A 23,177-nucleotide genomic window follows, 5' to 3' on the forward strand; every position below is an offset into this window, starting at 1 on the left:
TATTCGCTTTCTTTTCGCGGGTATTTCACTCTACTCCGCGGGTATTCGCTTTCTTTTCGCGGGTATTTCACTCTACTCCGCGGGTATTCGCTTTCTTTTCGCGGGTATTTCACTCTACTCCGCGGGTATTCGCTTTCTTTTCGCGGGTATTTCACTCTCTGCTGCATATAAGCTTTTTATAAGTGTTTCAATCATCACAGGCATTTCTTTAAATGCACTATCTACATGTAAACGCTCTGTCTTTTGATGTGCATCTTTGCCGAATGGCCCCACATTTAACACTGGGCCCTTTAATGCAGACATGGCTTCAAATGGAATACTATACGTATCACCATAAACAGGTGTGTTGCGCTCAAATGCAGTCCAGCCATTGGAATCATCTGAATAATTGACATAACTTAAATCACAAATGCCATTGAAATAGTGTATTTGATCGACTTCAATAGCAAAAGTTTTGGCTGTTTTCTTCATTAATTCGATTGATTGCTTGACGAGCGGATGCTGTGAAGAATTAATAGCTGGGTAATACGGAGGTGCGTATAACAGCACCGTTGCTGGTGTTAGCTCCTGACATCGAATCATCAATTGATCTACAATACGAATCGACTTCTCCCGATCATCCCACGCTGTATTTTCTAGCACTTGGTTTTTAATATGCTTTACTTCATCTGCGCCAAGTTTTTGAATAGCATGCTCTAAAACCGCCTCATAGCGAAGTACATTTACTTTCCCAACACCTTGTACTTGTTCGCGTTCACAAATTTGCTTATATTGCATATTACAAGCAGCCATTGCCTCCAATGCAACTTGTTCAAAAATTTCCATGACCTCTGTTGCCGTCCGCTTTAACAAAAATACATTATAAAGTGCGGCTGCACGATATGGCGTCTGTGTAGAATACTCCATTTTTAAATCCTTTAATTGTAAGGATACTGGCAATGGTGTACTTTCACCGAGATCTGTTTCGCGGAAAACTGGATTCCACTCCATATGCTGTGTCATAAAGGATGCAATATAGTTGGCTGTTATACCTTTTAACGGCTCACCTACATGCGTCTCTTTTCCATAAAATAAAGCAGCCGGCATAATCTTGCCGATTGTACCTGAATATATATATTCATTTATATCAGAAGGCCCTTGTGAAAACGAAGGTTCACTATTTAAATATAACTTATAGGTTAAACCGTATTGTTCACGCAACCTTACTAACTCGACTACGGCTGCACGCATACCAGCAGAATTGACTTCCTCATCCGGTACCGCTGTTAAAATTAGATTGATTGGCCATTGTTCAATACTCGCTTTTTCAATCAATTGCAAGTGTAAAGCGAGTCCCATTTTCATATCCATTGTGCCACGACCAAATAAATAATTACCCGACTCTAAATCAATTCTAGCCGCCTCTGGCAAATCTTTTTTATATTTAGGTTCCATCAGCATGCTCGTCAACTCTTCTGGCCGACAAGCAAATGGCTCAAGCTCTCCATATTCCTCTGTATGAACCGTATCGAAATGACTAATTAGGACTACTGTTTCAGTAGCCGTTGGATGCTTGTACAATGCTGTAACCGCATGGCGACCGAGTCCCGCATCATGCAGTTCTATTAAGTTAGGATTATCTTGAAAATAAGAAAGCGTTTGCAACAGCTCTTTTAATTTAAAGGCGAATTCATTTTCACCTGCTGTTAATGTTCTGCTTTCCCAGCTTACAATTTCACATAATAATGCCCGAAGTTTGTTTGGTGTATTCCATAAATAATTGTTCATATTTAAAATCTCCTTTATCCACTAAAAATGAAACATCCATTAAGCATTCAGTGACTCTTCTTTGTCAGAAGTGATTGTACTCACTTTACTCAATTTCACTTTATAAAATAACATACACGCTACAAAGAACCCTATGCCGTATAACAACCCTATTCTTTGAGTCGGGTCAAACGCTAAAAACACTAATATAATGACACAAAAAACAATACAAAATATTGGAATTAACGGGTACAATGGCGTTTTAAATTTCAAATCTGCCACATTGCCTCCCCCTTTTACATAACGGTATCGGAACATTAATTGAGACATGGCAATACCCATCCAAGAAATAGTCACCGAAATTCCCGCAATAGACATAAGCAACACAAATACTGCGTCAGCTTCCATCACACTTGTTAATAACGATAGCAGTGAAAATAGCATCGTAAAAATAAGCGCATTTAATGGCACTTTATTTTTTGTTAATCGACCAAAGTACTTTGGAGCCATGCCTTCTTTTGACATCGACCATAGTAATCGTGTGGAAGCATATAAGCATGAGTTCCCTACAGACAATATCGCTGTCAAAATAACGAAATTCATAATGCCCGCCGCATATGGAACACCCGCTATTTTCATCAATGTAACAAAAGGACTTTCAAGTAGCCCAAGTTCAGATGATGGAAAAATGGCAGACAGTACTATTATAGAAGCAATATAAAATACGATAATTCTAAACAAGATTGTACGTATTGCTCTTGGAATGTTTTTTTCTGGGTTTTCTGTTTCACCAGCAGCAATTCCTACTAGCTCGGAACCTTGATACGAGAAAATAACATTCATCATCGTGACAAAAATAATCGTAATACCTGCTGGGAATAATCCTGTCGGTGCTAAATTCGTTAAATGTGGAGTCGGCCGATCAGCCAAAGGAATCAAGCCAAAAATAGCAGCTACACCAATTATTATAAAGGCAATTACAGCAACTACCTTAATGCTTGCAAACCAGAACTCCGCTTCTGCGAAACCTTTTGTAGTTAAAGCATTTAATGTAAACAAAAGCACCATGAAGACTGCACACCATATCCAAATCGGCACATTCGGGAACCAATGTTGCATTAATATGCCCGCTGCTGTAAACTCCACCCCCGCGGTGGCAGCAGATCCAACAAAGTACATCCAACCTAACGAAAAGCCTGCTGACGGACTGATAAATCGTGTTGCATATGTTTGGAAAGAACCTGTGACAGGCATATACACGGCCAATTCACCAAGACAATTCATCACCATATATAAAATTAAACCACCAAATAAATAACCAATTAGTGCTCCACCAGGGCCAGCTTGATTAATTGTAAAACCTACATTTAAAAATAAACCTGTGCCAATCACACCACCAAGTGATAACATCAATAAATGTCGACTCTTCATAGAACGCTTCAATACATTATTATGCTGTTGCTCCCCTTTGCTCAACGTGTTTCCCCATTTCCGTATTTTGTCAAATTATTAAATATTCAGATATTTAAAGTACTAAAACACCCAATCAATTTTCCCCTACAAATTGATTGGGCATGTTTTTTATTGACTTAAAATCGTAGTGATAAACAGCTCAATCCGCCATCATGCTTTCTAAATTCAGACATTTCAAGTTCAATCGTTTGATAGCCTAAGTCATTTAGTTTGCGATTAGTATCAGGATAACCGGCTGGAATAATGATCGTATCGTTTACTTGAATGCAGTTTGCAGAGTATTCATCTTGTTGTGGAATAACAATTTTCTCATAAGATTCAAATGCTGGATGATCGATAAACTCTCCAGCTACAACCATACGATTTTGTCCAACATACGCGATGCCCGTTTTTAAATGGAAGAAATCTTGTAATGGAATAATCGTCGCTTCATAGCCTTCTTTTTCAACGATTTCTTTAAATTGTCGTGCACCTTCCTCATTTGTACGAGCTGAAATACCTACATAAAATTTCTTTTCAGCTTGCAAAACATCACCGCCATCAAGTGTTCCAGGTCCTTCAATATAATATAGCTTGTCATAGAATTTTTTAACTGCTGGTTCAATAGCTTCAATTTCTTGATTGCGTGCTTCCGCTCCTGGATTTGTGATAATCGCAAATTCAGAAGTTAGTACCGCTGTATCTTCTACAAAAGTTGCATCTGGGAAAGCTTCATCTGCATCAAGTTGGGTAACCTCTACACCACATTTTTTTAATGCTTCTACATAGCGTTCGTGCTGTTCAAATAATTTTTCTAAAATAGGTTTTCCTAGATCACTTGTTGTTAATCCGTTAACAAAACTATTGCCTGGTGTTTTTACAATCACATTTTTAAACATATCATCCGTCTCCCTTTTTATCCTCTGACTACTGGGCAAGTTAGACATGTAGGTCCACCTGTGCCTTTTACCGTAATTTCGTTACCTTTATATTCATATACCGTTGCACCCGCATCTAATAACTGTTGTTTAGTAGAAGGATTACCTTCAGGAATAACACATACTCTCGGTGCTAACGCTAAGACGTTACAGCCTAAAGTATCATACTCAGCTTTTGGTACTTCCACTAATTGAATTCCTCTGTCAATCAGAAGCTGACGGAAAAATACTGGCATTAAACGCGAATGTACAACAGCCAAATCCTTGTCTACCATACTAATAAAGGACATTAGATGTAAGCACTCTGCCTCACCTAAATCATGAGGAAGTTGCACAACGATTAATTCATCGACCATAGTAGCTGTCATTTCCTTAATTTGACGAATCGCTTCATCGTTCGTGCGATATCCTCGACCAACTGCAAGCGTACGGTCATCAAGCCAAACCAGATCCCCACCATCTGAAACAGCATCACCCGACAATTCACCGATTATCGCAATCCCTTTGTCTTGTAAAAATTCCTTATAAACAACTGCCTCAGGTTGTCTTAATTTTTTACCAGATTTCAAAATAATTGCACCATGTGGTGTGAATTTCACAGGATCATGCGCATAAAGCGAATCTAATCCTACTTCATTTGACGCTGGTAAATAATCAATTTGTTCAACATACTTCTCTAGAACGGCTATAAACTCAGCATATTCTGTAAGAGCCTCCTGATAGTTAGGTTCTGATAAATAGTTGAAAGTTTTCCATTCATCCGCAAGATGCTCTTGGCTTTTAAAAGCGTCTTTTGGATGTTTAATAATTACGTGTTTTAAAGGTGCATACATGGATGAACAATAATGCATACCTTCACCCCTTTTCCGTGTAGTGGAAAACGTTTCCGTTAAGAGGAAAGTTTATATAAAAAATATAGGCGTTTTATGATATACTGTCAATATATTTAGAAAAATTTTAATATTATCTTTTTCAAAGAGAAAACTAACTATGGACGACAACGAAGGAACTAGACGAACAGGAAAAATAAAAATAAAATAAGATTAGAGGAGGTGGGACAATTATGCAATTATTAGAACGAGCAATGACAATTGCGAAAGTGTTAGCTTCAGAAGCATCCGAAGGCAGTTTGTCTATTTCAGAGCTTTCCACCAAATGCGATTTACCATTGAGTACATTACATAGAATTTTAAAAGCGATGATTGCACAAGGAATGATTGAACAAGACACGCAAACGAAGCATTATCGTCTCGGCACAATATGGATGGAGTTAGGTTTGCAAGTGTATGATACGATGGACTATATTAGCAAAATTAGACCAGAATTAGAAAGACTCGCAAGAGAAGTTGAGGAAAGTGTTTATTTAAGCAAACCTGCGGGGCTAGATACAATTATTATCGAACGTATTGATAGTGCAGCAAACCCGATTCGTATTTATGATCAACTAGGCATTCGCATTCCAATGCATATTGGGGCAGCCAATAAAGCGTTGTTAGCCTCTTTACCGACCGTAGAAGCAAAAAAAATTATGCAGCAACTCGTTCCTATTGATGAAATGGCTGACTTAGAAGCGCAGTTAGAACAAATTCGATTACAGGGCTTTGCTATTAGCCACGGGGAGCGAACGGCAGGTACCTCCTCAGTCGCTGTAGCTGTTTTTAATGGCTTTGGAGAAATTATCGGTGCGGTCAGTATCGGTTTTGTTAGCTTTAACGTCAGCGAAGAACATATCAAATTCCTTACACAACGTCTTGTAGAAACAGGGAAACGCGTGTCTACAAAACTTGGCTATCGCGGGAAGTAATCTATTAAAAAATTCACTGCGCAATGAATTGAGCATCCATTGTTCAGTGTTTTTTTCATAGCTGTTTTTGCCTGTAAAGGTTTTTTTCTTGAAAGGTTATGTGAAAACTGTTGCACTGAACGACTTGGTATGTTAAATTATTATGGTATGTGAAATACCGAACTGAAATAATAATCTTTCAGCATCAACTGTAAGGAGGGAATACAACATGCCAAAACAATGTGTAATCACTGGACGTAAAGCTCGTACTGGTAACAACCGTTCCCACGCTATGAACGCTAACAAACGTACTTGGGGCGCTAACCTTCAAAAAGTTCGTATCCTAGTTAACGGTAAACCAAAACGTGTATGGGTTTCTGCTCGTGCTTTAAAATCAGGTAAAATCGAGCGCGTTTAATAGCCGCTTCTAAAAAATCGATTTCGCATAAAGCGTAAATCGATTTTTTTCTTTCATTTTTCAAGGCACACTACCAACCGCCTTTATATAGCTATTAAACAGGAAAAATCCGACTGGCATCAGTCGGATTTTTTAGCTTCTTTCTTATCTTTTTTAAATAGATTAATACACGTACGCGTAATGCTACTAACAAATTTCGGCAGTTGGAACGTATATACTTTCAGGACTCTCTCCCCCTTACGCTAATCTATGCTTCTTATCATTAAACATATGCCTTGCGTGAAGGATATAGACCCTGAAGTGCCTATTATTTCATTACTTGTAAATCGAGTTGAACCTAACGAAATTTCTTCGTTCGTTGTTTCGTATTTTACATGCCTTAAAGTAACGCCCTGTATTGGTTGCTCATGGGCAAAAAAAGACAAATAGCGATAACGCTCATCCGCTTGAATTGTGTGCGTGCCTGGCACCAAAAACTGTATCATGTTCGCATGGTTGATCATTTTCAACACAAGATCAGGATGTTCAAGCTGTAATCGATAAATGGAACGCACAGCTGCCTCATAATGATCTAAACGCCCACCTGTAACCCCTGTTAATACAATTTCGCTAGGAGCGTAGGTTAACGCTTTTAACAGCGCTAAATCCGTATCGGTTTCATTTTTTTCTTCACGGAAGCGTTGGGCATCATCCGCATGTTTCATAACATATTGATATTCCTCTTGTGATAACGAGTCAAAGTCGCCAACAATAGCATGCGGTGTAATACCTTGCTCAATTAAATACAGCGCACCTCGATCCGCACCAATAAATAGGACATCATGTTGTCTACTATACGCATCAAAAGAACATAGCTCCTCTTTCGGACCGCCTGCACAAACGACAACAGTAGTCATCCTTTAATCGCAGCCTCACCAGCAGCTAAAATCTCTTGAAGTGCCGCTGTACGATCCTCTTTACTATAAATCGCTGAACCTGCTACAAAAATAGTTGCACCTGCTTTTGCACACGGAACAATTGTTTCGGCATTAATACCACCATCAATTTCAATCGCAACGTCTAAATTACGCTCTTTAATAATTGTGGATAATGCTTCAATTTTAGGTACAACAGAATGAATGAATTTTTGACCACCAAATCCAGGATTTACAGTCATGAATAACACCATATCAATATCTTCTAAAATGTGCTGAATCGTTTCAATCGGTGTATGTGGATTTAAAACGACACCTGGCTTAACACCGTAAGAACGAATTAATTGAATTGTACGATGTAAATGGCGGCAAGCCTCTACATGTACCGTAATATAGTCTGCTCCTGCTTTGGCAAATTGTTCAATATATTGATCTGGATTTTCAATCATTAAATGAACATCTAATGGTAAATCAGTTAAAGGACGAATCGCATCCAACACAATGGACCCAAATGAAATATTCGGTACAAAATGACCGTCCATTACGTCGATATGAATAAGCTTTGCACCTGCTCGTTCTACGTCTTTTACTTCTTCTCCTAGTTTAGCAAAGTTTGCTGCTAAAATTGATGGTGCTATTTGTATCATGATTAATACCTCGGCTTTCGATCCATAATTTCTTGCATAAATTGTTCATAATGTTTGTAACGGTACTCGCGTATTTCGCCAGCTTCGACTGCAGCTTTAACCGCACATTTTGGTTCTTTTAAATGTAAACAGCCTCTAAATTTACAATCCTCAGCAATTCGCGTTATCTCTGGGAAACATGCCCCTAGCTCTTCTTTTTCAATTTCATCAAAATCAAACGAACTAAAGCCAGGCGTATCCGCCAATAAACCATCACATACTTCTATCAGCTCAACATGGCGGGTCGTATGCTTTCCTCGCCCTAAGCTCTGTGAAATAATGCCTGTTTTTAAATTTAAATCAGGTATTAACGTATTGAGAAGCGTCGATTTTCCAACACCAGATTGTCCCGCAAGCACCGATGTCTTTCCTTTTAAAATCGGCTGAAGACGTTCTACTAATTCTTCTTCACCTTTATAAGTTTGAAGCACCGTATACCCTATGTTTTCATAATCTGCGATATAGCCCTGTAATTCCTCACGCTCATCGTCTTGTAATAAGTCCATCTTCGTCAGACAGATAATGGGGTGGACATGAAATGACTCTAAAACAACTAGAAAACGATCCAGTAAAATCGTATTGAAGTTCGGCTCTTTTACTGAAAACACTAAAATGCCTTGATCGATATTGGCGATTGGCGGACGAACTAGTTCATTTTGACGATCAATAATTTTTTGAATCGTACCATCCGAGCCTTCCGTTTCAAGTGTATACTCTACAAGATCACCGACGAGTGGCGATTCTCCCCGATTGCGAAAGACGCCACGTCCTCGGCACTGTATAAGTTCCTTCCCATCGTAAACATAATAATAACCACTTAACGCTTTACGTATTTGGCCTTGCGCCATCCAATTCCCCCTTATTTAACATCATCGTAATTAAAACTATCCGACTCAATAATTTCTGAATCACGGATAATTTTATAAGCCGCTTCTTCGCCTTCTACAATGACAAGTTGTATTTTGTATTGTTGGTCACTAGTAATGGTGAATTCATCAAAAGCTTTCACCATTGTATGATTTTTATCTTGAATTTCAATGCGGATTACTTGTTCAGCGCCTTCTTCAGTCGGTTCATATGGAATTAAAACATTTTTAATAAATGTTTTCACTGGTTTTTCTGCAGGTCCTTTACTTAAAACAACTGCAATTGTATCGCCTTCCATTAAGCTGGTACCTGGTTTTGGCGTTTGCGAAATTACACTACCTGCTGGAACAGTATCATTATACTCTTCGCGAACAGTGCGCCATTTCAGCCCTACTCTTTTTACGTAATCATCCATTTGAGCTTTCGTATAATTCGCTACACTATCAACTGTAATCATTTTTACACCTTGGCTAATCGTAAATGTAATCGTTGCATCTTTAGCGATTATTTCTGCTCCTTCTTGCGGATCTTGCTCAATAATTTGCCCTTCAGGCAGTTTGGAATGCACATAATTTTTTTGGATGATTAACTTATCCTTTAACAAAGCCTCAACTTGACTAATTTGTTGTCCAGTATAGTCATCAATTTTAACCGTTTCGACACCAAGACTAACTATTAATTCGATTTCTGTTCCTTGAACACGCTTCGCATCTTTTTCCGGATCGGTTTCAATGACTTTGCCCTTCTCAATATCTTCAGAATTTCGCTCTTCTTGTTGTTCGGCAACAACAAAGCCAGCTTCTTGTAATTTCTTTGTCGCATCTTCTACCGTTAAATTGGTCACATCAGGTACGGCAATTTTTTTCGGACTAAATAAATCTGTTGCAAATAAAAAGAAAAGGAACATCGCAATCACGACGATGAATAACCCTGCCACATACTTTGGCCACTTTTTCTTTTGTTTGACCGGCTCTACTTTTTCAACAGGTTTTTTCGCTTCTACCTTCTTTTGTGAGATTGGTTCCATTGCTCTTGTTTTAGTCAAATCTTCATCTTTTCGGATAAACTGTTCCTTAATGATAGGAATGGCTCTTGTCGCATCATTATCAATAGGAATTGTAAATTTTGGTTCATTGATACGAGCTGATGATAATACTGTTTCCAAGTCCTCTTGCATTTCTTCTACCGTAGCATAGCGATGGGATGCATCTTTAGCAGTGGCCTTTAACACGACATTTTCAAGACTTTGTGGAATGGTACCATCAAATGCTCGAACAGATGGCGTCTCTGATTGCAAATGTTTAAGAGCAATTGAAACAGCCGACTCACCAGAGAATGGCAATTCGCCGGTAAGTAATTCATATAAGACAATTCCAAGCGCATAAATATCTGATTTATTTGTTGCCGTTCCACCACGTGCTTGCTCTGGTGATAAATAATGGACAGTGCCCAACACAGAGTTTGTTTGGGTGAAAGATGTGGCACTTAGCGTCATAGCTATTCCAAAATCCGTTATTTTCACATTTCCTTCCGCATCCATTAAAATATTTTGCGGTTTAATGTCACGGTGAATAATATGATTTTCATGGGCATTGGCAATCGCTGACGTTAATTGCTTCATAATATGCACACTTCGAGCAGGAGAAATCGGTGCAAATTCCTGTATGTACTGCTTTAACGTCTTTCCTTGAACATATTCCATGACAATATAATGTAAGTCTCCATCATCACCTACATCATAAATACTAACAATATTCGGATGTGTAAGGCTTGTAACTGAAAGTGCCTCACGTTGAAAACGTCGATGTAATTCATCCTCATTGGTAAAATCATAGCGTAATATTTTTATCGCTACGTCCCTATTTAATATCATATCATGCGCCAAGTATACATTGGACATGCCTCCGCCACCAATGAGTTCTATAATTTTATAGCGGTCACTAATTCGTTTCCCTACAAGCATACTTACACCTCCTCATCTTGCCTTGTGAGTAACACGAGGGAGATATTGTCTTCCCCCCCGCTTGCATTTGCTAGTTCTACAAGCTTTCGCCCTTTTTCTTCAATTACATCTGGATAGGTAATGATAGATGCCATTTCATACACTGATAGTTTATTACTTAAACCGTCAGAACAAATGAGTAAATACGATTTTGGCGCTAGCTCTACTTCATAAAAGTCTGGTTCAATAGTTTCCTCTGTTCCAACAGCTTTTAAAATGAAATTTTTCTTCGGATGCGTCAATGCTTCCTCTTCGCTAATTTCACCGTTTTCAAGCAGAACATTAACATAGGAGTGATCTCTTGTTATTTGTTGTGCGCCATCATCAAAGAAATAATACACGCGACTATCACCAACATGTGCAATGAAGCAATAATTCCCTTCAATTAACACGGCGATAAACGTCGTCCCCATTCCTTTACAGTCTTCGTGTGATAAAGAATAGTTGAATATATTGGTATTTAAAAGCTTAACTGCTTGTCGTAACCATTCTTTTTTTGATGTCATAGTTGCAAAATGATGTGCCTCTGCTTGTAAAAACACCGTTTCCATTTGTTTCATTGCCATATCACTCGCTACATCGCCAGCATTATGACCACCCATGCCGTCGGCCACAAGTGCGAGTGCGAGCCCATCTGGACGTTTAAAAAAGGCAGCGCGGTCTTCATTAATTGCTCGTTTTAAACCAATATCACTTTCGACTGTGTATTTCATCACTGGTCACCTCGTTTCTTCAGATCTCTCTTTCGCACGTAATTGTCCGCAAGCCGCATCAATATCTGAACCTTGCTCTCTACGGATTGTTACGTTAATACCATTTTTCTTTAATGTTTTCTCAAAAGCAAAAATTTTACTACGAGATGTGCGAATATAATCACGTTCTGGTACGTAGTTTACAGGAATTAAGTTAACGTGGCACTTTATCCCTTTTATAAGAGCAGATAATTCTTCTGCCACTTCAACTGAATCATTTTCACCAGACATTAAACCATACTCAAAACTAACACGACGTCCCGTTTTTTTCGTATAGTAACGAACGGCTTCCATCAGTTCATCTAATTTGTAGGCACGTGCAATAGGCATTAGTTTTTGACGAGCCTCTTGGTTCGGTGCGTGCAAGGATACGGCAAAGTTAATTTGAAGCTGTTCATCAGCAAATTGATAAATTTTTGGTACAATGCCCGATGTTGAAACGGTAATATGACGAGCCCCAATGTTTAAGCCCTTTTCATGATTGATTACTTTTAGGAAATTCATCATAGCATCGTAATTATCGAAAGGTTCGCCTATGCCCATTATAACGATATGAGATACGCGTTCGTTTACTTCATCTAAAGCTTGCTGTACTTTGACAACTTGCTCTACAATTTCCCCCGCTAGTAAATGACGTTTTAAGCCACCTAACGTTGATGCACAGAACGTACAACCAATTCGACAGCCCACTTGCGTTGTGACACAAACAGAGTTGCCATATTCATGGCGCATTAAAACTGTTTCAATGGAATAGCCATCTTGTAATTGGAATAAAAATTTAATCGTACCATCTTTTGATTCTTGTTTAATAATCGTTGACAAAGTTGTTAAAGCAAAACTTGCCTCTAGCTTGTCACGTAATGCTTTGGATAGATTAGACATTTCTTCAAATGTTTTTACTCGTTTATTGTATAGCCAATCAAAAATTTGTGCAGCGCGGAATGCTTTTTCCCCATTTTCTTTTAGCCATTCTTCTAATTGGTGCGGTTGTAATGAATAAATGGATTCTTTTAAATTCGGTTTTTCTTTTTTCGCACGTCGAACAGGCTGATCTTCCGCTTCCTCGACTAAATCATTAATACGTTCATTAAATTGCTCTTGATCCACCATTAGTTGGATTCTCCTTTTTTACGAAAGGCCGCGACGAAGAAACCATCGCTGCCGAAGTCTTGTGGAAAGACTTGAAGCATGCCATTTGCTTGCTTTTCCGCTAATTTTGTTGGTAAAGATTCTAGTTGTATAGCTTCCATTTCTGGATGCTCTGTTAAAAAGGCCTCAACAGTGCCTTCATTTTCTTGTTTATCGACTGTGCATGTACTATAGACAAGCTTGCCATCTTGTTTTAATACTTTCGTTGCCGCATCAAGTAGCGCCAGTTGAATTTTTTGAAGATTTTCTAAATCCTCTTCACGCTTCGTATATTTAATATCTGGCTTACGACGCATAACACCTAAGCCACTACAAGGTGCATCGACTAACACCGCATCGAACGATTCCAATTGTAAAAAGTCTGGAGCCTTGCGTCCATCAATCGGAGCCGTTTCTACAATATCAAGTCCTAGACGTTCTGTATTATGGTCGATTAAATCTAATTTATGTGGGTGTAAATCCGTAGCTAAAATAGAACCTTTATTGCCCATTTTCTCCGCAAGATGCGTCGTTTTACCACCTGGTGCTGCACACATATCTAAGACGCGCATTCCAGGAGAAGGATTCAACACATTTGCAGGAATCATGGAGCTTTCATCTTGAATGGTAATGACACCATCTTGAAATGCCTTTGTACGGGCAGGTTGCCCATTTGTTACGTGTAGACATTCCGGCATTAGGTCACTTTGCTGTACTGTTAAGCCTTCCGCTTGTAAACTGGCAATCGCTTGTTCTGGTGTTGCCACGGTTCTATTGACGCGCACCGTTTGCACCGGCGGAACATTATTTTCGTGAAGCATTGCTGTCGCTACTTCCAGACCATAATTATGAACAAAGCGTTCAACTAACCATTGTGGATGACTCGTTGCAATAGCAAGACGTTCGATAGGATCTGTTATATCCTCTGTCGATCTTACGCCTTGACGCAAGATAGAACGCAAAATACCATTGACTGTGGAAGCAATACCTTGGTGTCCACGACGTTTTGCAATTTCTACCGCTTCGTTTACGGCTGCATGCGGTGGTATACGTGTTAAATAGTGCATTTGATATAACGACAAACGCAATAGCCAACGCACCCAATGATCTAGTTTACCACGAATAAAGGGCTCTAAATAGTAGTCAAGGGTCATTTTATATTGAAGCGTCCCATACGTAATTTCTGTTAAAAGTGCACGATCCTTCGCTTCAATTTTATGGCGTTTAATCGTTTCGTGTAAAAGTAAATTACTATACGCTTGGTTTTTATCTACTGCTAGTAGGATAGAAAGTGCGGCATCTCGTACATTGCCATCCCAAATTACTACGCTTTTTTTACTCATTTAAATTGGTCCCCGATCTGTAATTTCGAACCTGTGCCTCGCAAATAATCCTCTGCCGTCATTCGTTTTTTTCCTGCTGGTTGAATATCGTATAATGCTAGTGCTGTCCCATTGCCAGCCGCAACTTCAAAATGATCCTTTGCAATTGCTACCACTGTACCAGGTGTCACGTTATGTTTCGCTTGTCCAACTTGTGCCCACCAAATTTTAAAGTTACCTTCTTCAAATGTTGTATAGGCTACTGGCCAAGGGTGTAATCCTCGCACTTGATTGTAGAGAGTTGTGGCATCCTTTGTCCAATCAATTCGCTCTTGTTCTCGCGATATATTGCTGGCAAATGTCACTTGTGTTTCATCTTGTACTGTCCGGCTATTTGTTCTATTAATAATAGAAGGAAGTGTTTCTTTTAATAGCTCACACCCTACAACACTTAGTTTATTAAATAGACCACCTGTATGGTCATCTTCTTCAATAGCAATTGCCTTTTGAGATATGATATCGCCTGCATCTAACTTCTCCGCCATATACATAATCGTTACGCCTGTTTCTTTTTCACCATCGATAATAGCTTGGTGAATTGGCGCTCCACCTCGATATTTCGGTAAAAGGGAGGCATGCACATTAATGCAGCCAAGCGGCGGTGCATCGAGCAATTCTTTCGGTAAAATTTGCCCAAAAGCTGCTGTAATTACGATATCCGGTTGTAAATCCAGTATTTGCTGTAATTCCTCAGAGCCACGTAGCTTTTCTGGTTGAATAACAGACAATCCTAATTCCAATGCTGCTGCTTTAACAGGTGGCGGTGTTAGCACTCGCTTACGCCCAACTGGTCGATCTGGTTGCGTCACAACAGCCTTGATATCATAGCCCTCATTGTGTAGCATACGCAAAATTGGCGCTGAGAAATCAGGTGTCCCCATAAAAATAATTGACGTCATATTATTCCTCCTCTTCTGCGTACATTTCTTCTAGCTCTTCTTCTGTCACAATGCGTTTAATTTTAGAATCAAATAATATACCATCTAAATGATCGATTTCATGTAAAATCGCTCGCGCTTCAAAGCCACCAGCTTCAAGCTCATAGACACGCCCTTCTCGGTCACAAGCTTCAATTTTTACATAATCAGGACGTTCAACTTCACCATATAATCCTGGGAAGCTTAAGCACCCTTCGATATCCACTTCTGCTCCGTCTGTTTTAATAACAGTAGGGTTAATCATTTCTAAAATATCTCTTTCTTCACCTAGCTCGACAATTGCCACGCGTAGCCCAACATTAATTTGTGGTGCAGCAATCCCAACGCCATCATATTCCACCATCGTGTCGTATAAATCATCAAGTAATGCAATAATTTCTTCGTTAATTTCTGTTACTTCAGCACATGGTGTAGATAATACTTTTGCTGGATGTTCGATTACTTTTTTAATCGCCATTTTTCGTTCCTCATTTCTATTATATAAGACGCTCTCTTGCCTTCATTTCACTCTTAGGCAAATCGCCATTTAAATCCATTGTGCGGTAGTCAAGCTTGCTAGAAAAGAGCTATTGCGCCTTTTTATATCGTAGACGGGTCTAAATCAACCGTCATTAATATCCCCTGTTTAATCCATTCTGCTCGATACATCGCAAGTAAACGTTGCAAGACAGGTATCAGATTTGGTTCAATTTTATATTTTATCAAACATTGATAGCGATATCTATTTTGGAGACGGCTAATACTTGCAACTGTTGGGCCAATAATGGACACTTGATTGGATAAATTTCCTCGAAGCCAATCTGCAGCACGTCCCGCATACTCTGCTGCCATCATGACATCTTCATGCGATACTTGTATAAGTGCAACGAAATAATAAGGTGGGTAGCCCGAACGACGGCGTAAAAACATTTCTCGTTCATAAAATGGCTCGTAATCTTGTACTTTAGCTAATTCAATTGCATAATGCTCAGGCGTATAAGTTTGGATTACGACTTCTCCCGCTTTATCATGACGACCTGCTCTACCACTTACCTGTGTAAGTAATTGGAAAGTTCGCTCCGCAGCACGGTAATCTGGTAAATGTAATGAAGTATCAGCACTTAGCACACCAACAAGTGTAATATTAGGAAAATCAAGTCCCTTTGCAATCATTTGCGTACCGAGTAAAATATCAGCTTGCCCCTCACCAAATGCTTGCAAAATCTCTTCATGTGCCCCCTTGTGCTTTGTTGTATCAACATCCATTCGTAATACCCGTGCTTCTGGAAATAGTTTATAGATTTCTTCTTCTACCTTTTGTGTCCCTGTACCAAAATATCGAATATGCTCACTTTGACATTGCGGGCAAATTTGTGGCACCTGTTCTTCATAACCACAGTAATGACACTTAAGTTTTTCGGTTGTGCGATGATAGGTTAATGAAATATCACAGTTCGGACATTGCACGACCGTCCCACAATCACGACATAGCACAAAGGACGAATAACCTCTTCGATTTAAAAACAACACCATCTGTTCTTGTCGTTCAAGTCGTGTCCGTATCCCTTCAATCAGTAGTTCCGAAAACATCGAGCGATTTCCTTTTTGAAGTTCCTCTCGCATATCTGCAACATATACAGTTGGCATTGCTTGATGCAGCGCACGCTGTTTTAACGTTAATAGTGTATAGACCCCTTTTTTCGCACGTGCATATGACTCAAGAGCGGGTGTCGCACTACCTAAAATAACAGGACAACGGTAATATTGGCTTCGCCAAATGGCTACATCTCTCGCATGGTAACGGGGTGAATCTTCCTGCTTGTAAGTCGATTCATGCTCTTCATCTAAGATAATTAGCCCTAAATTAGTAAAGGGTGCGAAAATGGCTGAACGGGCACCTACTACAACGCTTACTTTCCCTTGTTGAATTTTACGCCACTCATCATACTTCTCTCCAACAGATAACCCACTATGCATCACGGCAACCATCTCACCAAAACGACTACGAAAACGCTCCGTCATTTGGGGCGTTAACGAAATTTCAGGCACTAGCATAATAGCTTCCTTGCCGTCATTTAAAACCTTTTGAATCGCTTGCAAGTAAACTTCCGTTTTGCCACTACCTGTAACACCTTGCAATAAAAAGGTGGAAGCAGATTGTGTCTCAATAGAATGCGTAATTGCTTTTAATGCAACTGCTTGTTCGTCCGTTAATTGTAAGGACTGTGTACGTGCAACATCCTTTGTAAAAGGATCGCGATACACTTCTTCTTGTATAAAACTTGCTGCTCCTTTTTCAATAACCGCTTGTAATACAGCAGCAGAGACAGAGGTTGCTTCATAAATTTGCTGTGGTGTAAAAACTTCACCTAAATGCGAAGCCATCCATTCAATTAAAGAACGTTGCTTCGCAGCTCTTGATGCCTCTTGCATAGCATTGCTTAATGCTTGTTCGTCCTCAGTTATCTTTACCATACGAACTGCTTTTACATTGCCTTGTTGCTTCACGACATTTTCTATTTTTACAATTTTATCGGCAATTAACGTTTTTAAGAGCGGCAATAATCCTGCCCGTTCAAATTCCTTAAAGTTTGCCTGTTGTCGCTTCCCGAAAATTTGTTGGACAGCCATTGGCAAAATCGTTTGATAATTGAGTAATTTGACGATTTTTTCATACTTAGCTCGTAATGCGGAGGGTAGCATTACTTGCAAAGCATCAATTTCATAGCAAATTGTTTCATTTTTAAGCCACTTTGCCATCAACAACATTTCTTCAGTAAAAACAGGCTCTATATCTAAAATTTGAGCAAGCGGCTTTATTTTATTTGTCGGAACATCTGTCTCATGTTTTAAACCTACAACAAATCCTAGTACATTTCTCGGTCCAAATGGTACTTTTACACGACAGCCTTTCTCTATAACAGCTACCCATTCTACAGGAACCGCATAGTCAAATGAGCGATCCACATGGTATGTTGAAACATCCACTATGATCTCTGCGTATAAAACGTTCATTGCGACTCACCTTGTAATATATGCTGCCATAAAACTTTTGCAAATTGTGTCGTATCTGAAATATTGACAATTTGTCCGTTTATTGTTGCTGTTTGACTATAGTCAATCCATTCATCGGCTATTACTTGTAATAGCGGATTCCCTAGCACTTTTTGTCCAAATGTCACTGCCTCTGTACCTGCAATGGATAGAGTAGGGGCACTTTCAATTGTTGGTATGTTGGCTGCGTGGATAAATAAGAGCTGTGCGTATTGCTTTTTAACGTTTTCTACTTGCGTTATGAGGTCATCCGCATTTGTTGCTTCTTCACCTAAAAGAATGACATGTGCCCCTAGTGCTTGCGCTTCTCTCGCTAACGCTTGTCCAACCTTACCATTGGCCTTTGTACTAATTACATGCTGATTATCCAGAGGGACATAACTTGCTCCTGCTGTTACAAGCACCGTTCGTCCTGCTAATGGCTTTGAAGCGAAAAAATACTGTTGCACAAGTGCCGTAATTTTCTCTGGCTCCTCTAAACGACCTTTCCCAACATAGCCACATGCTAAAAAGCCTTCTGACGGTTCGATAAATTGATAACCATCTGTTGCTAGTTGTGCCAAATTGCGCTTAACCGCTGGATGATCATACATATGGACATTCATCGCGGGTGCAATCCAAACAGGTACAGTAGTAGCAAGTAATGTCGTTGTTACCATATCGTCTGCAATACCGTTTGCTAGTTTGCCAATCACATTGGCAGTTGCAGGTGCGACTAATATCAAATCTGCCCAGTCAGCTAAATCTATATGGGCAATGACATTTGAATCTTTTTCATCAAATGTATCGAAGTAGACATCATTTTTTGACATGACTTGAAAGCTTAACGGATTGACGAACTGCCGGGCTGATGCTGTCATAATGACCTTTACACGGGCACCCGCCTGCGATAGTTTACTCACTAGCGCTACAGCTTTATAAACCGCAATACCACCTGAAACACAAAGTAAAATATTTTTATTCATCTACAATGTCGTCCTTTCAAACGATAAGCTCCCAAAGGACAATTTCCTCGGGAGCTCTCGGCATTTTTGTATAATCAAAAAATCACTGCAGATTTTAACATTAACTGGCAAAAGCTTTATACCATCAATGTTAGATTTCGTCTTCGTACACAGCGGACTCATCCTGTGATACTTTCGTAAGTACACCTGCTGCTACCTCTTCAAGTGCTTTTCCTACATATTTATAGGAAACATATTTGTGTAGGCGCTCAGTACCTTCTACTTCTTGCATTTGACGAGCGCGCTTTGATGCTAAACTTACTAAAGAATATTTTGAATCAATTTCTTTCTTTAAGGCATCTACTGATGGGTATAACATTGGTTTATTCTCCTCTCAACATTGACAAATATCTTTTTTCAACACGTTCTCTTCGACAATGCTCGGCTTTAATAATCGCATTTATACGATCACAGGCATTTGTCACTTCATCATTTTCAACTACATAATCGTATAAGCTCATCATTTCAAGCTCTTCACTTGCAGTTGCAATACGCTTTGCAATAACATCCGCTGTTTCTGTCCCACGGCCAACTAAACGATCTTTTAATTCCGTTAAACTTGGAGGGGCTAAGAAAATAAATAAGGCATCCGGTGCTTTTTTACGAATTTGCGCTGCTCCTTGTACTTCAATCTCCAAAAATACATCACGACCAGCATCAAGTGTTTCATTTACATAGGCTAACGGCGTGCCATAATAATTGCCTACAAATTCAGCGTGTTCTAATAAGCCACCTTGGTCAATTAACGTTTCAAACTCTTCACGTGTCTTGAAAAAATAGTCTACACCATCTACTTCACCTTCGCGAGGATTTCGTGTTGTCATTGAGATGGAATACTCATAATTCGTATTCGGTTGAGAAAATAATTCTTTTCGCACTGTCCCTTTTCCTACACCAGACGGGCCAGACAGAACAATTAATAATCCACGTTCTTTTATCATTTATTCTCTATATCTCCCTTAATTTATAACAGATGCAGGCATGTTATTCGATATTTTGAACTTGCTCACGCATCTTTTCTAAAATTGTTTTTGCCTGAACTACTGCAACGGCTGCTTCTGTCGATTGATTTTTAGAACCTATCGTATTGATTTCACGATGGATTTCCTGCATTAAAAAGTCTAATTTACGCCCGATTGAAACGGTTTCTAGTAACGTTTCTTCCAGTTGGTTAAAATGACTATCTAATCGATCCAATTCTTCCGTTATGTCCACTCGTTCAGCAAATATCGCTACTTCTGCGAGTAAACGATCTTCTAAAAGCGCTACTTCTGCAATTTCAGCAATCCGTTCTACTAAACGCGTACGATATTTTTCAACAGCAAGTGAAGAACATGAACGTATTTGATTCACTTGTTCCATTAGCTGTTCTTTATATTGTACAACAACCTCTTGCAATTCTTGCCCTTCACGCTCACGCATTTGAATCAACTGTCCAATGGCTTCTGTTACCGCATGTTCCACAGCACCTAATAAATCTTCTGGCGTTAGTTGCGGTTTTTCTTGCACTAATGCTTTCTCAAGCGCCAGTAGCTCCTGCATTGTCCATTTTTCTTCTAGCGGTACTTTACTTGCTAATTGTTCTTTTGCCTTACGATACGCTTCAATTAATGACCAATTAATTTCAATAGATTGCTCGACATTTTCTAAATCTTTTACATATACCATCACATCAATTTTTCCTCGGGATAAAGCTTGTGAAATTAATTTCTTCGCAAAAACTTCTGCTTCAAGCCATTCTTTCGGAAATTTTGCATGAATTTCTAAAAAACGATGGTTGACCGAGCGTATTTCTACGGTTAACTGAAAGTCTCTTGTTGTTGTGACACCTCTGCCAAAACCAGTCATACTACGCACCAAGGTTCGTCACACCTTTCTTTGCATACTGGGATAATTATAACATAAGCTCCGTCATTTATGACGTCTCTCCACAAAAAAATCGCTAGAGCAAAAATTAATTCTACCACATCTGAAGCTATATTTTAATATTCACCTAAAAAATGCTATGATAAACATACTAAAAAAGCATTCGTGCTTGAAATGGCTGTTTTGGGAACACTTTATAAAATCATGAATTGCACCATTGTAGTTCGTTTTAGCAGACCTTTTCAGCGCAAATACGAAAAATACAATGATGCATTATATCGTTGGAAAGAGGAATTAAAATGGCATTTGATGGTTTATTTACTTATTCAATGACAACAGACCTACAAAAATTAGTAACAGGTCGTATTACGAAAATACATCAACCTAACGCTCAGGAAGTTGTTTTACAAATCCGTGCAAATGGAGGGAACCATAAATTATTATTTTCTATCCATCCTTCCTATGCACGTGTTCATCTTACAGAGCAAACAATCGAAAACCCTGCTGAGCCCCCTATGTTTTGTATGCTTTTACGTAAGCATCTAGAGGGTGGTTTTATTTCTTCTATTAAACAGCATGAGTTAGATCGTATTATTATAGTAGAAATCCAAAGTAAAAATGAAATCGGTGATCCTATTGTACGGGAACTACATGCAGAAATTATGGGTCGCCATAGTAACCTGTTATTAATAGATACAGAACAAACTAAAATTATCGACAGTTTGAAACATTTATCACCTTCGATGAATAGTTTCCGAACAATATTACCAGGACAGCCTTATATCGCCCCACCTGCACAAAATAAATGGCAACCTCTTACGGTCGATGATGAGCAAGTAGCTGCATTTTTCGCAGAGCCAAAAACCGCTAAAGAAGTTGTGTCGCAATTTATTGGCTTTTCTCCATTACATGCAGAGGAGTTGTTATTTCGCTTAACCGCCACGTCAAACAAAGTAGGTTGCTTCAAGGACTTTATGGCAGATTTTAATGATGGTGGCAAAGAACCGATGTATGTTTACGCGCATGGTAAAACATACTTCTCCCCAATTGCTTTAACACATTTACAAGGAGAGAAAACTGCCTACCCAAATGTACATGAGCTTCTTGACCGTGTATTCTTTGCTCGCGCGGAACGAGATCGTGTGAAGCAACAAGCAGGCGATTTAGAACGCTGGCTACAAAACGAAATCGATAAACTATCATTAAAAATCAAAAAACTGACGAAAGACTTTGAACGCGCCTCCAAATTAGATCAGTTCCAATTGTATGGGGAACTATTGATGGCCAATATTTACGCTTTTGAAAAAGGTGTGAAGGAAGTGACCGTCACAAACTATTACAGTGAATCTGCTGAACAAGTGACGATTCCGGTAAGTGAGCGTAAAACACCGATTGAAAATGCACAAAGTTATTACACGAAATATACGAAGGCTAAAAATGCCCTTATTATGGTGCAAGAGCAACTCGAAAAAACGAGAGACGAAATAACTTATTTTGAGATGTTAGCGCAACAAGTGCAACAAGCATCGCCTGGTGATATCGAAGAGATTCGTGAAGAATTAGCGGAACAAGGCTATTTAAAACTTCGTCACGCCAAGAAAAAGAAAAAGCAGCTTAAACCTGAACCCGAACATTATCTATCATCTACAGGAACGCCCATTTCTGTAGGGAAAAACAACAAGCAAAATGATATGCTGACATTTAAAATAGCAAAACGTACAGATATTTGGCTACATACAAAAGATATACCAGGCTCTCATGTAGTCATTCACGCCGCTAATCCAGATGATACGACATTGCGAGAAGCCGCAACACTTGCCGCATATTTCTCAAAAGCACGCGACTCATCCTCTGTGCCGGTAGATTATACGGAAATACGACAAGTGAAAAAGCCTAATGGTGCCAAACCAGGATTCGTTATTTACTTCGAACAAAAAACATTGTTTATAGATCCCGATGAAACGGTTATTTTACAATTAAAGAAACAGTCTTAAAAATAGCAATAGAGAAGAAGTGTTAGATTGATCGCCATCAATCTAACACTTCTTTTGCTATGCCTTTGTTATCTGCTAGCGTGATTGCTTTCCACAGGCATTCGTAAGACGCTAGTATGAACTAAGTATTCACTTCTATTTTTTTGATGATTACAAAAGAAAAAACAGCTACGTTCTCACATAATAAATACCAATCTTTCACCGAATCCTTGCACTTTTTTAAAAATTTTATCGTTATGTCCTAGCCCCTATTCTTTTCCGTTGTTCATTCTCA

22 protein-coding genes are annotated in these 23,177 nt (G+C 39.1%); 3 read left to right on the forward strand and 19 right to left on the reverse strand.

Features of this window, described 5'->3' with window-relative positions; all coding sequences use genetic code 11:
* Positions 1-114 precede the first annotated feature (114 nt).
* From C9J37_RS23870 to C9J37_RS23885, 4 genes are all read right to left on the reverse strand, one after another.
* On the reverse strand, positions 115-1,767 hold the full coding sequence (locus C9J37_RS23870; RefSeq protein WP_107897408.1) for a M20/M25/M40 family metallo-hydrolase: 1,653 nt from the start codon (positions 1,765-1,767) through the stop codon (positions 115-117).
* A 39-nt stretch (positions 1,768-1,806) separates the two neighbouring features.
* Positions 1,807-3,177 carry an amino acid permease gene (locus C9J37_RS23875; protein WP_052599552.1) on the reverse strand — a complete coding sequence of 457 codons (1,371 nt, stop codon included), beginning with the start codon at positions 3,175-3,177 and terminating at the stop codon, positions 1,807-1,809.
* A gap of 158 nt (positions 3,178-3,335) precedes the next feature.
* Positions 3,336-4,097, reverse strand: coding sequence for a dimethylarginine dimethylaminohydrolase family protein (locus tag C9J37_RS23880; RefSeq protein WP_107897409.1), 762 nt, complete (start codon positions 4,095-4,097; stop codon positions 3,336-3,338).
* A 17-nt stretch (positions 4,098-4,114) separates the two neighbouring features.
* Complete coding sequence (locus C9J37_RS23885; RefSeq protein WP_107897410.1) at positions 4,115-4,987, reverse strand: dimethylarginine dimethylaminohydrolase family protein; 873 nt, start codon at positions 4,985-4,987, stop codon at positions 4,115-4,117.
* 212 nt (positions 4,988-5,199) lie between these two features.
* On the opposite strand from C9J37_RS23885, the gene C9J37_RS23890 reads away from it, so the two are divergent.
* Together C9J37_RS23890 and rpmB are read left to right on the forward strand one after the other, a co-directional pair.
* Positions 5,200-5,940: an IclR family transcriptional regulator gene (locus C9J37_RS23890; protein ID WP_107897411.1), complete on the forward strand. Its 741-nt coding sequence runs from the start codon at positions 5,200-5,202 to the stop codon at positions 5,938-5,940.
* Between the two features lie 208 nt (positions 5,941-6,148).
* Entirely contained in the window at positions 6,149-6,337 is a 189-nt protein-coding gene (rpmB, locus tag C9J37_RS23895) for a 50S ribosomal protein L28 (protein ID WP_024362078.1), read from the forward strand.
* A 119-nt stretch (positions 6,338-6,456) separates the two neighbouring features.
* Here rpmB and spoVM read toward each other — a convergent pair whose 3' ends face one another.
* From spoVM to C9J37_RS23970, 15 genes are all read right to left on the reverse strand, one after another.
* Entirely contained in the window at positions 6,457-6,561 is a 105-nt protein-coding gene (gene spoVM / locus C9J37_RS29780) for a stage V sporulation protein SpoVM (RefSeq protein WP_103977638.1), read from the reverse strand.
* An 18-nt stretch (positions 6,562-6,579) separates the two neighbouring features.
* Entirely contained in the window at positions 6,580-7,233 is a 654-nt protein-coding gene (locus C9J37_RS23905) for a thiamine diphosphokinase (protein WP_107897412.1), read from the reverse strand.
* Complete coding sequence (gene rpe, locus C9J37_RS23910) at positions 7,230-7,898, reverse strand: ribulose-phosphate 3-epimerase (RefSeq protein WP_107897413.1); 669 nt, start codon at positions 7,896-7,898, stop codon at positions 7,230-7,232. Before rpe ends, C9J37_RS23905 begins: the two co-directional genes overlap by 4 nt.
* A gap of 2 nt (positions 7,899-7,900) precedes the next feature.
* On the reverse strand, positions 7,901-8,785 hold the full coding sequence (gene rsgA / locus C9J37_RS23915) for a ribosome small subunit-dependent GTPase A (RefSeq protein WP_107897414.1): 885 nt from the start codon (positions 8,783-8,785) through the stop codon (positions 7,901-7,903).
* 11 nt (positions 8,786-8,796) lie between these two features.
* A complete protein-coding gene (gene pknB / locus C9J37_RS23920; RefSeq protein ID WP_107897415.1) occupies positions 8,797-10,767 on the reverse strand; it encodes a Stk1 family PASTA domain-containing Ser/Thr kinase in 1,971 nt (656 codons plus the stop codon).
* Positions 10,768-10,769: 2 nt separating this feature from the next.
* Positions 10,770-11,519 (reverse strand): Stp1/IreP family PP2C-type Ser/Thr phosphatase, encoded by a 750-nt coding sequence (locus C9J37_RS23925; protein ID WP_024362083.1) that lies wholly within the window; start codon positions 11,517-11,519, stop codon positions 10,770-10,772.
* 6 nt (positions 11,520-11,525) lie between these two features.
* The gene (gene rlmN, locus C9J37_RS23930; protein ID WP_024362084.1) at positions 11,526-12,668 is read right to left on the reverse strand and encodes a dual-specificity RNA methyltransferase RlmN; all 1,143 of its coding nucleotides are present in this window, start codon (positions 12,666-12,668) and stop codon (positions 11,526-11,528) included.
* Positions 12,668-14,029 (reverse strand): 16S rRNA (cytosine(967)-C(5))-methyltransferase RsmB, encoded by a 1,362-nt coding sequence (rsmB, locus tag C9J37_RS23935; RefSeq protein ID WP_107897416.1) that lies wholly within the window; start codon positions 14,027-14,029, stop codon positions 12,668-12,670. The genes rlmN and rsmB overlap by 1 nt, the downstream gene beginning before the upstream one ends.
* Positions 14,026-14,967 carry a methionyl-tRNA formyltransferase gene (fmt, locus tag C9J37_RS23940; protein ID WP_107897417.1) on the reverse strand — a complete coding sequence of 314 codons (942 nt, stop codon included), beginning with the start codon at positions 14,965-14,967 and terminating at the stop codon, positions 14,026-14,028. The genes rsmB and fmt overlap by 4 nt, the downstream gene beginning before the upstream one ends.
* A gap of 1 nt (position 14,968) precedes the next feature.
* Positions 14,969-15,463, reverse strand: coding sequence for a peptide deformylase (gene def, locus C9J37_RS23945; RefSeq protein WP_069510187.1), 495 nt, complete (start codon positions 15,461-15,463; stop codon positions 14,969-14,971).
* Positions 15,464-15,585: 122 nt separating this feature from the next.
* Positions 15,586-18,000 carry a primosomal protein N' gene (gene priA, locus C9J37_RS23950; protein WP_107897418.1) on the reverse strand — a complete coding sequence of 805 codons (2,415 nt, stop codon included), beginning with the start codon at positions 17,998-18,000 and terminating at the stop codon, positions 15,586-15,588.
* The gene (gene coaBC, locus C9J37_RS23955; protein ID WP_107897419.1) at positions 17,997-19,004 is read right to left on the reverse strand and encodes a bifunctional phosphopantothenoylcysteine decarboxylase/phosphopantothenate--cysteine ligase CoaBC; all 1,008 of its coding nucleotides are present in this window, start codon (positions 19,002-19,004) and stop codon (positions 17,997-17,999) included. Before coaBC ends, priA begins: the two co-directional genes overlap by 4 nt.
* Before the next feature lie 130 nt (positions 19,005-19,134).
* Positions 19,135-19,362 (reverse strand): DNA-directed RNA polymerase subunit omega, encoded by a 228-nt coding sequence (gene rpoZ, locus C9J37_RS23960; RefSeq protein ID WP_024362090.1) that lies wholly within the window; start codon positions 19,360-19,362, stop codon positions 19,135-19,137.
* Between the two features lie 4 nt (positions 19,363-19,366).
* Positions 19,367-19,984, reverse strand: coding sequence for a guanylate kinase (gene gmk, locus C9J37_RS23965; RefSeq protein ID WP_024362091.1), 618 nt, complete (start codon positions 19,982-19,984; stop codon positions 19,367-19,369).
* A 43-nt stretch (positions 19,985-20,027) separates the two neighbouring features.
* Positions 20,028-20,903 carry a YicC/YloC family endoribonuclease gene (locus C9J37_RS23970; RefSeq protein WP_107897420.1) on the reverse strand — a complete coding sequence of 292 codons (876 nt, stop codon included), beginning with the start codon at positions 20,901-20,903 and terminating at the stop codon, positions 20,028-20,030.
* A gap of 305 nt (positions 20,904-21,208) precedes the next feature.
* On the opposite strand from C9J37_RS23970, the gene C9J37_RS23975 reads away from it, so the two are divergent.
* Positions 21,209-22,903 (forward strand): Rqc2 family fibronectin-binding protein, encoded by a 1,695-nt coding sequence (locus tag C9J37_RS23975; RefSeq protein WP_107897421.1) that lies wholly within the window; start codon positions 21,209-21,211, stop codon positions 22,901-22,903.
* Positions 22,904-23,177 lie beyond the last annotated feature (274 nt).

The sequence above is a fragment of the Lysinibacillus mangiferihumi genome (genome assembly GCF_003049665.1).
GTDB lineage: Bacteria > Bacillota > Bacilli > Bacillales_A > Planococcaceae > Lysinibacillus > Lysinibacillus mangiferihumi.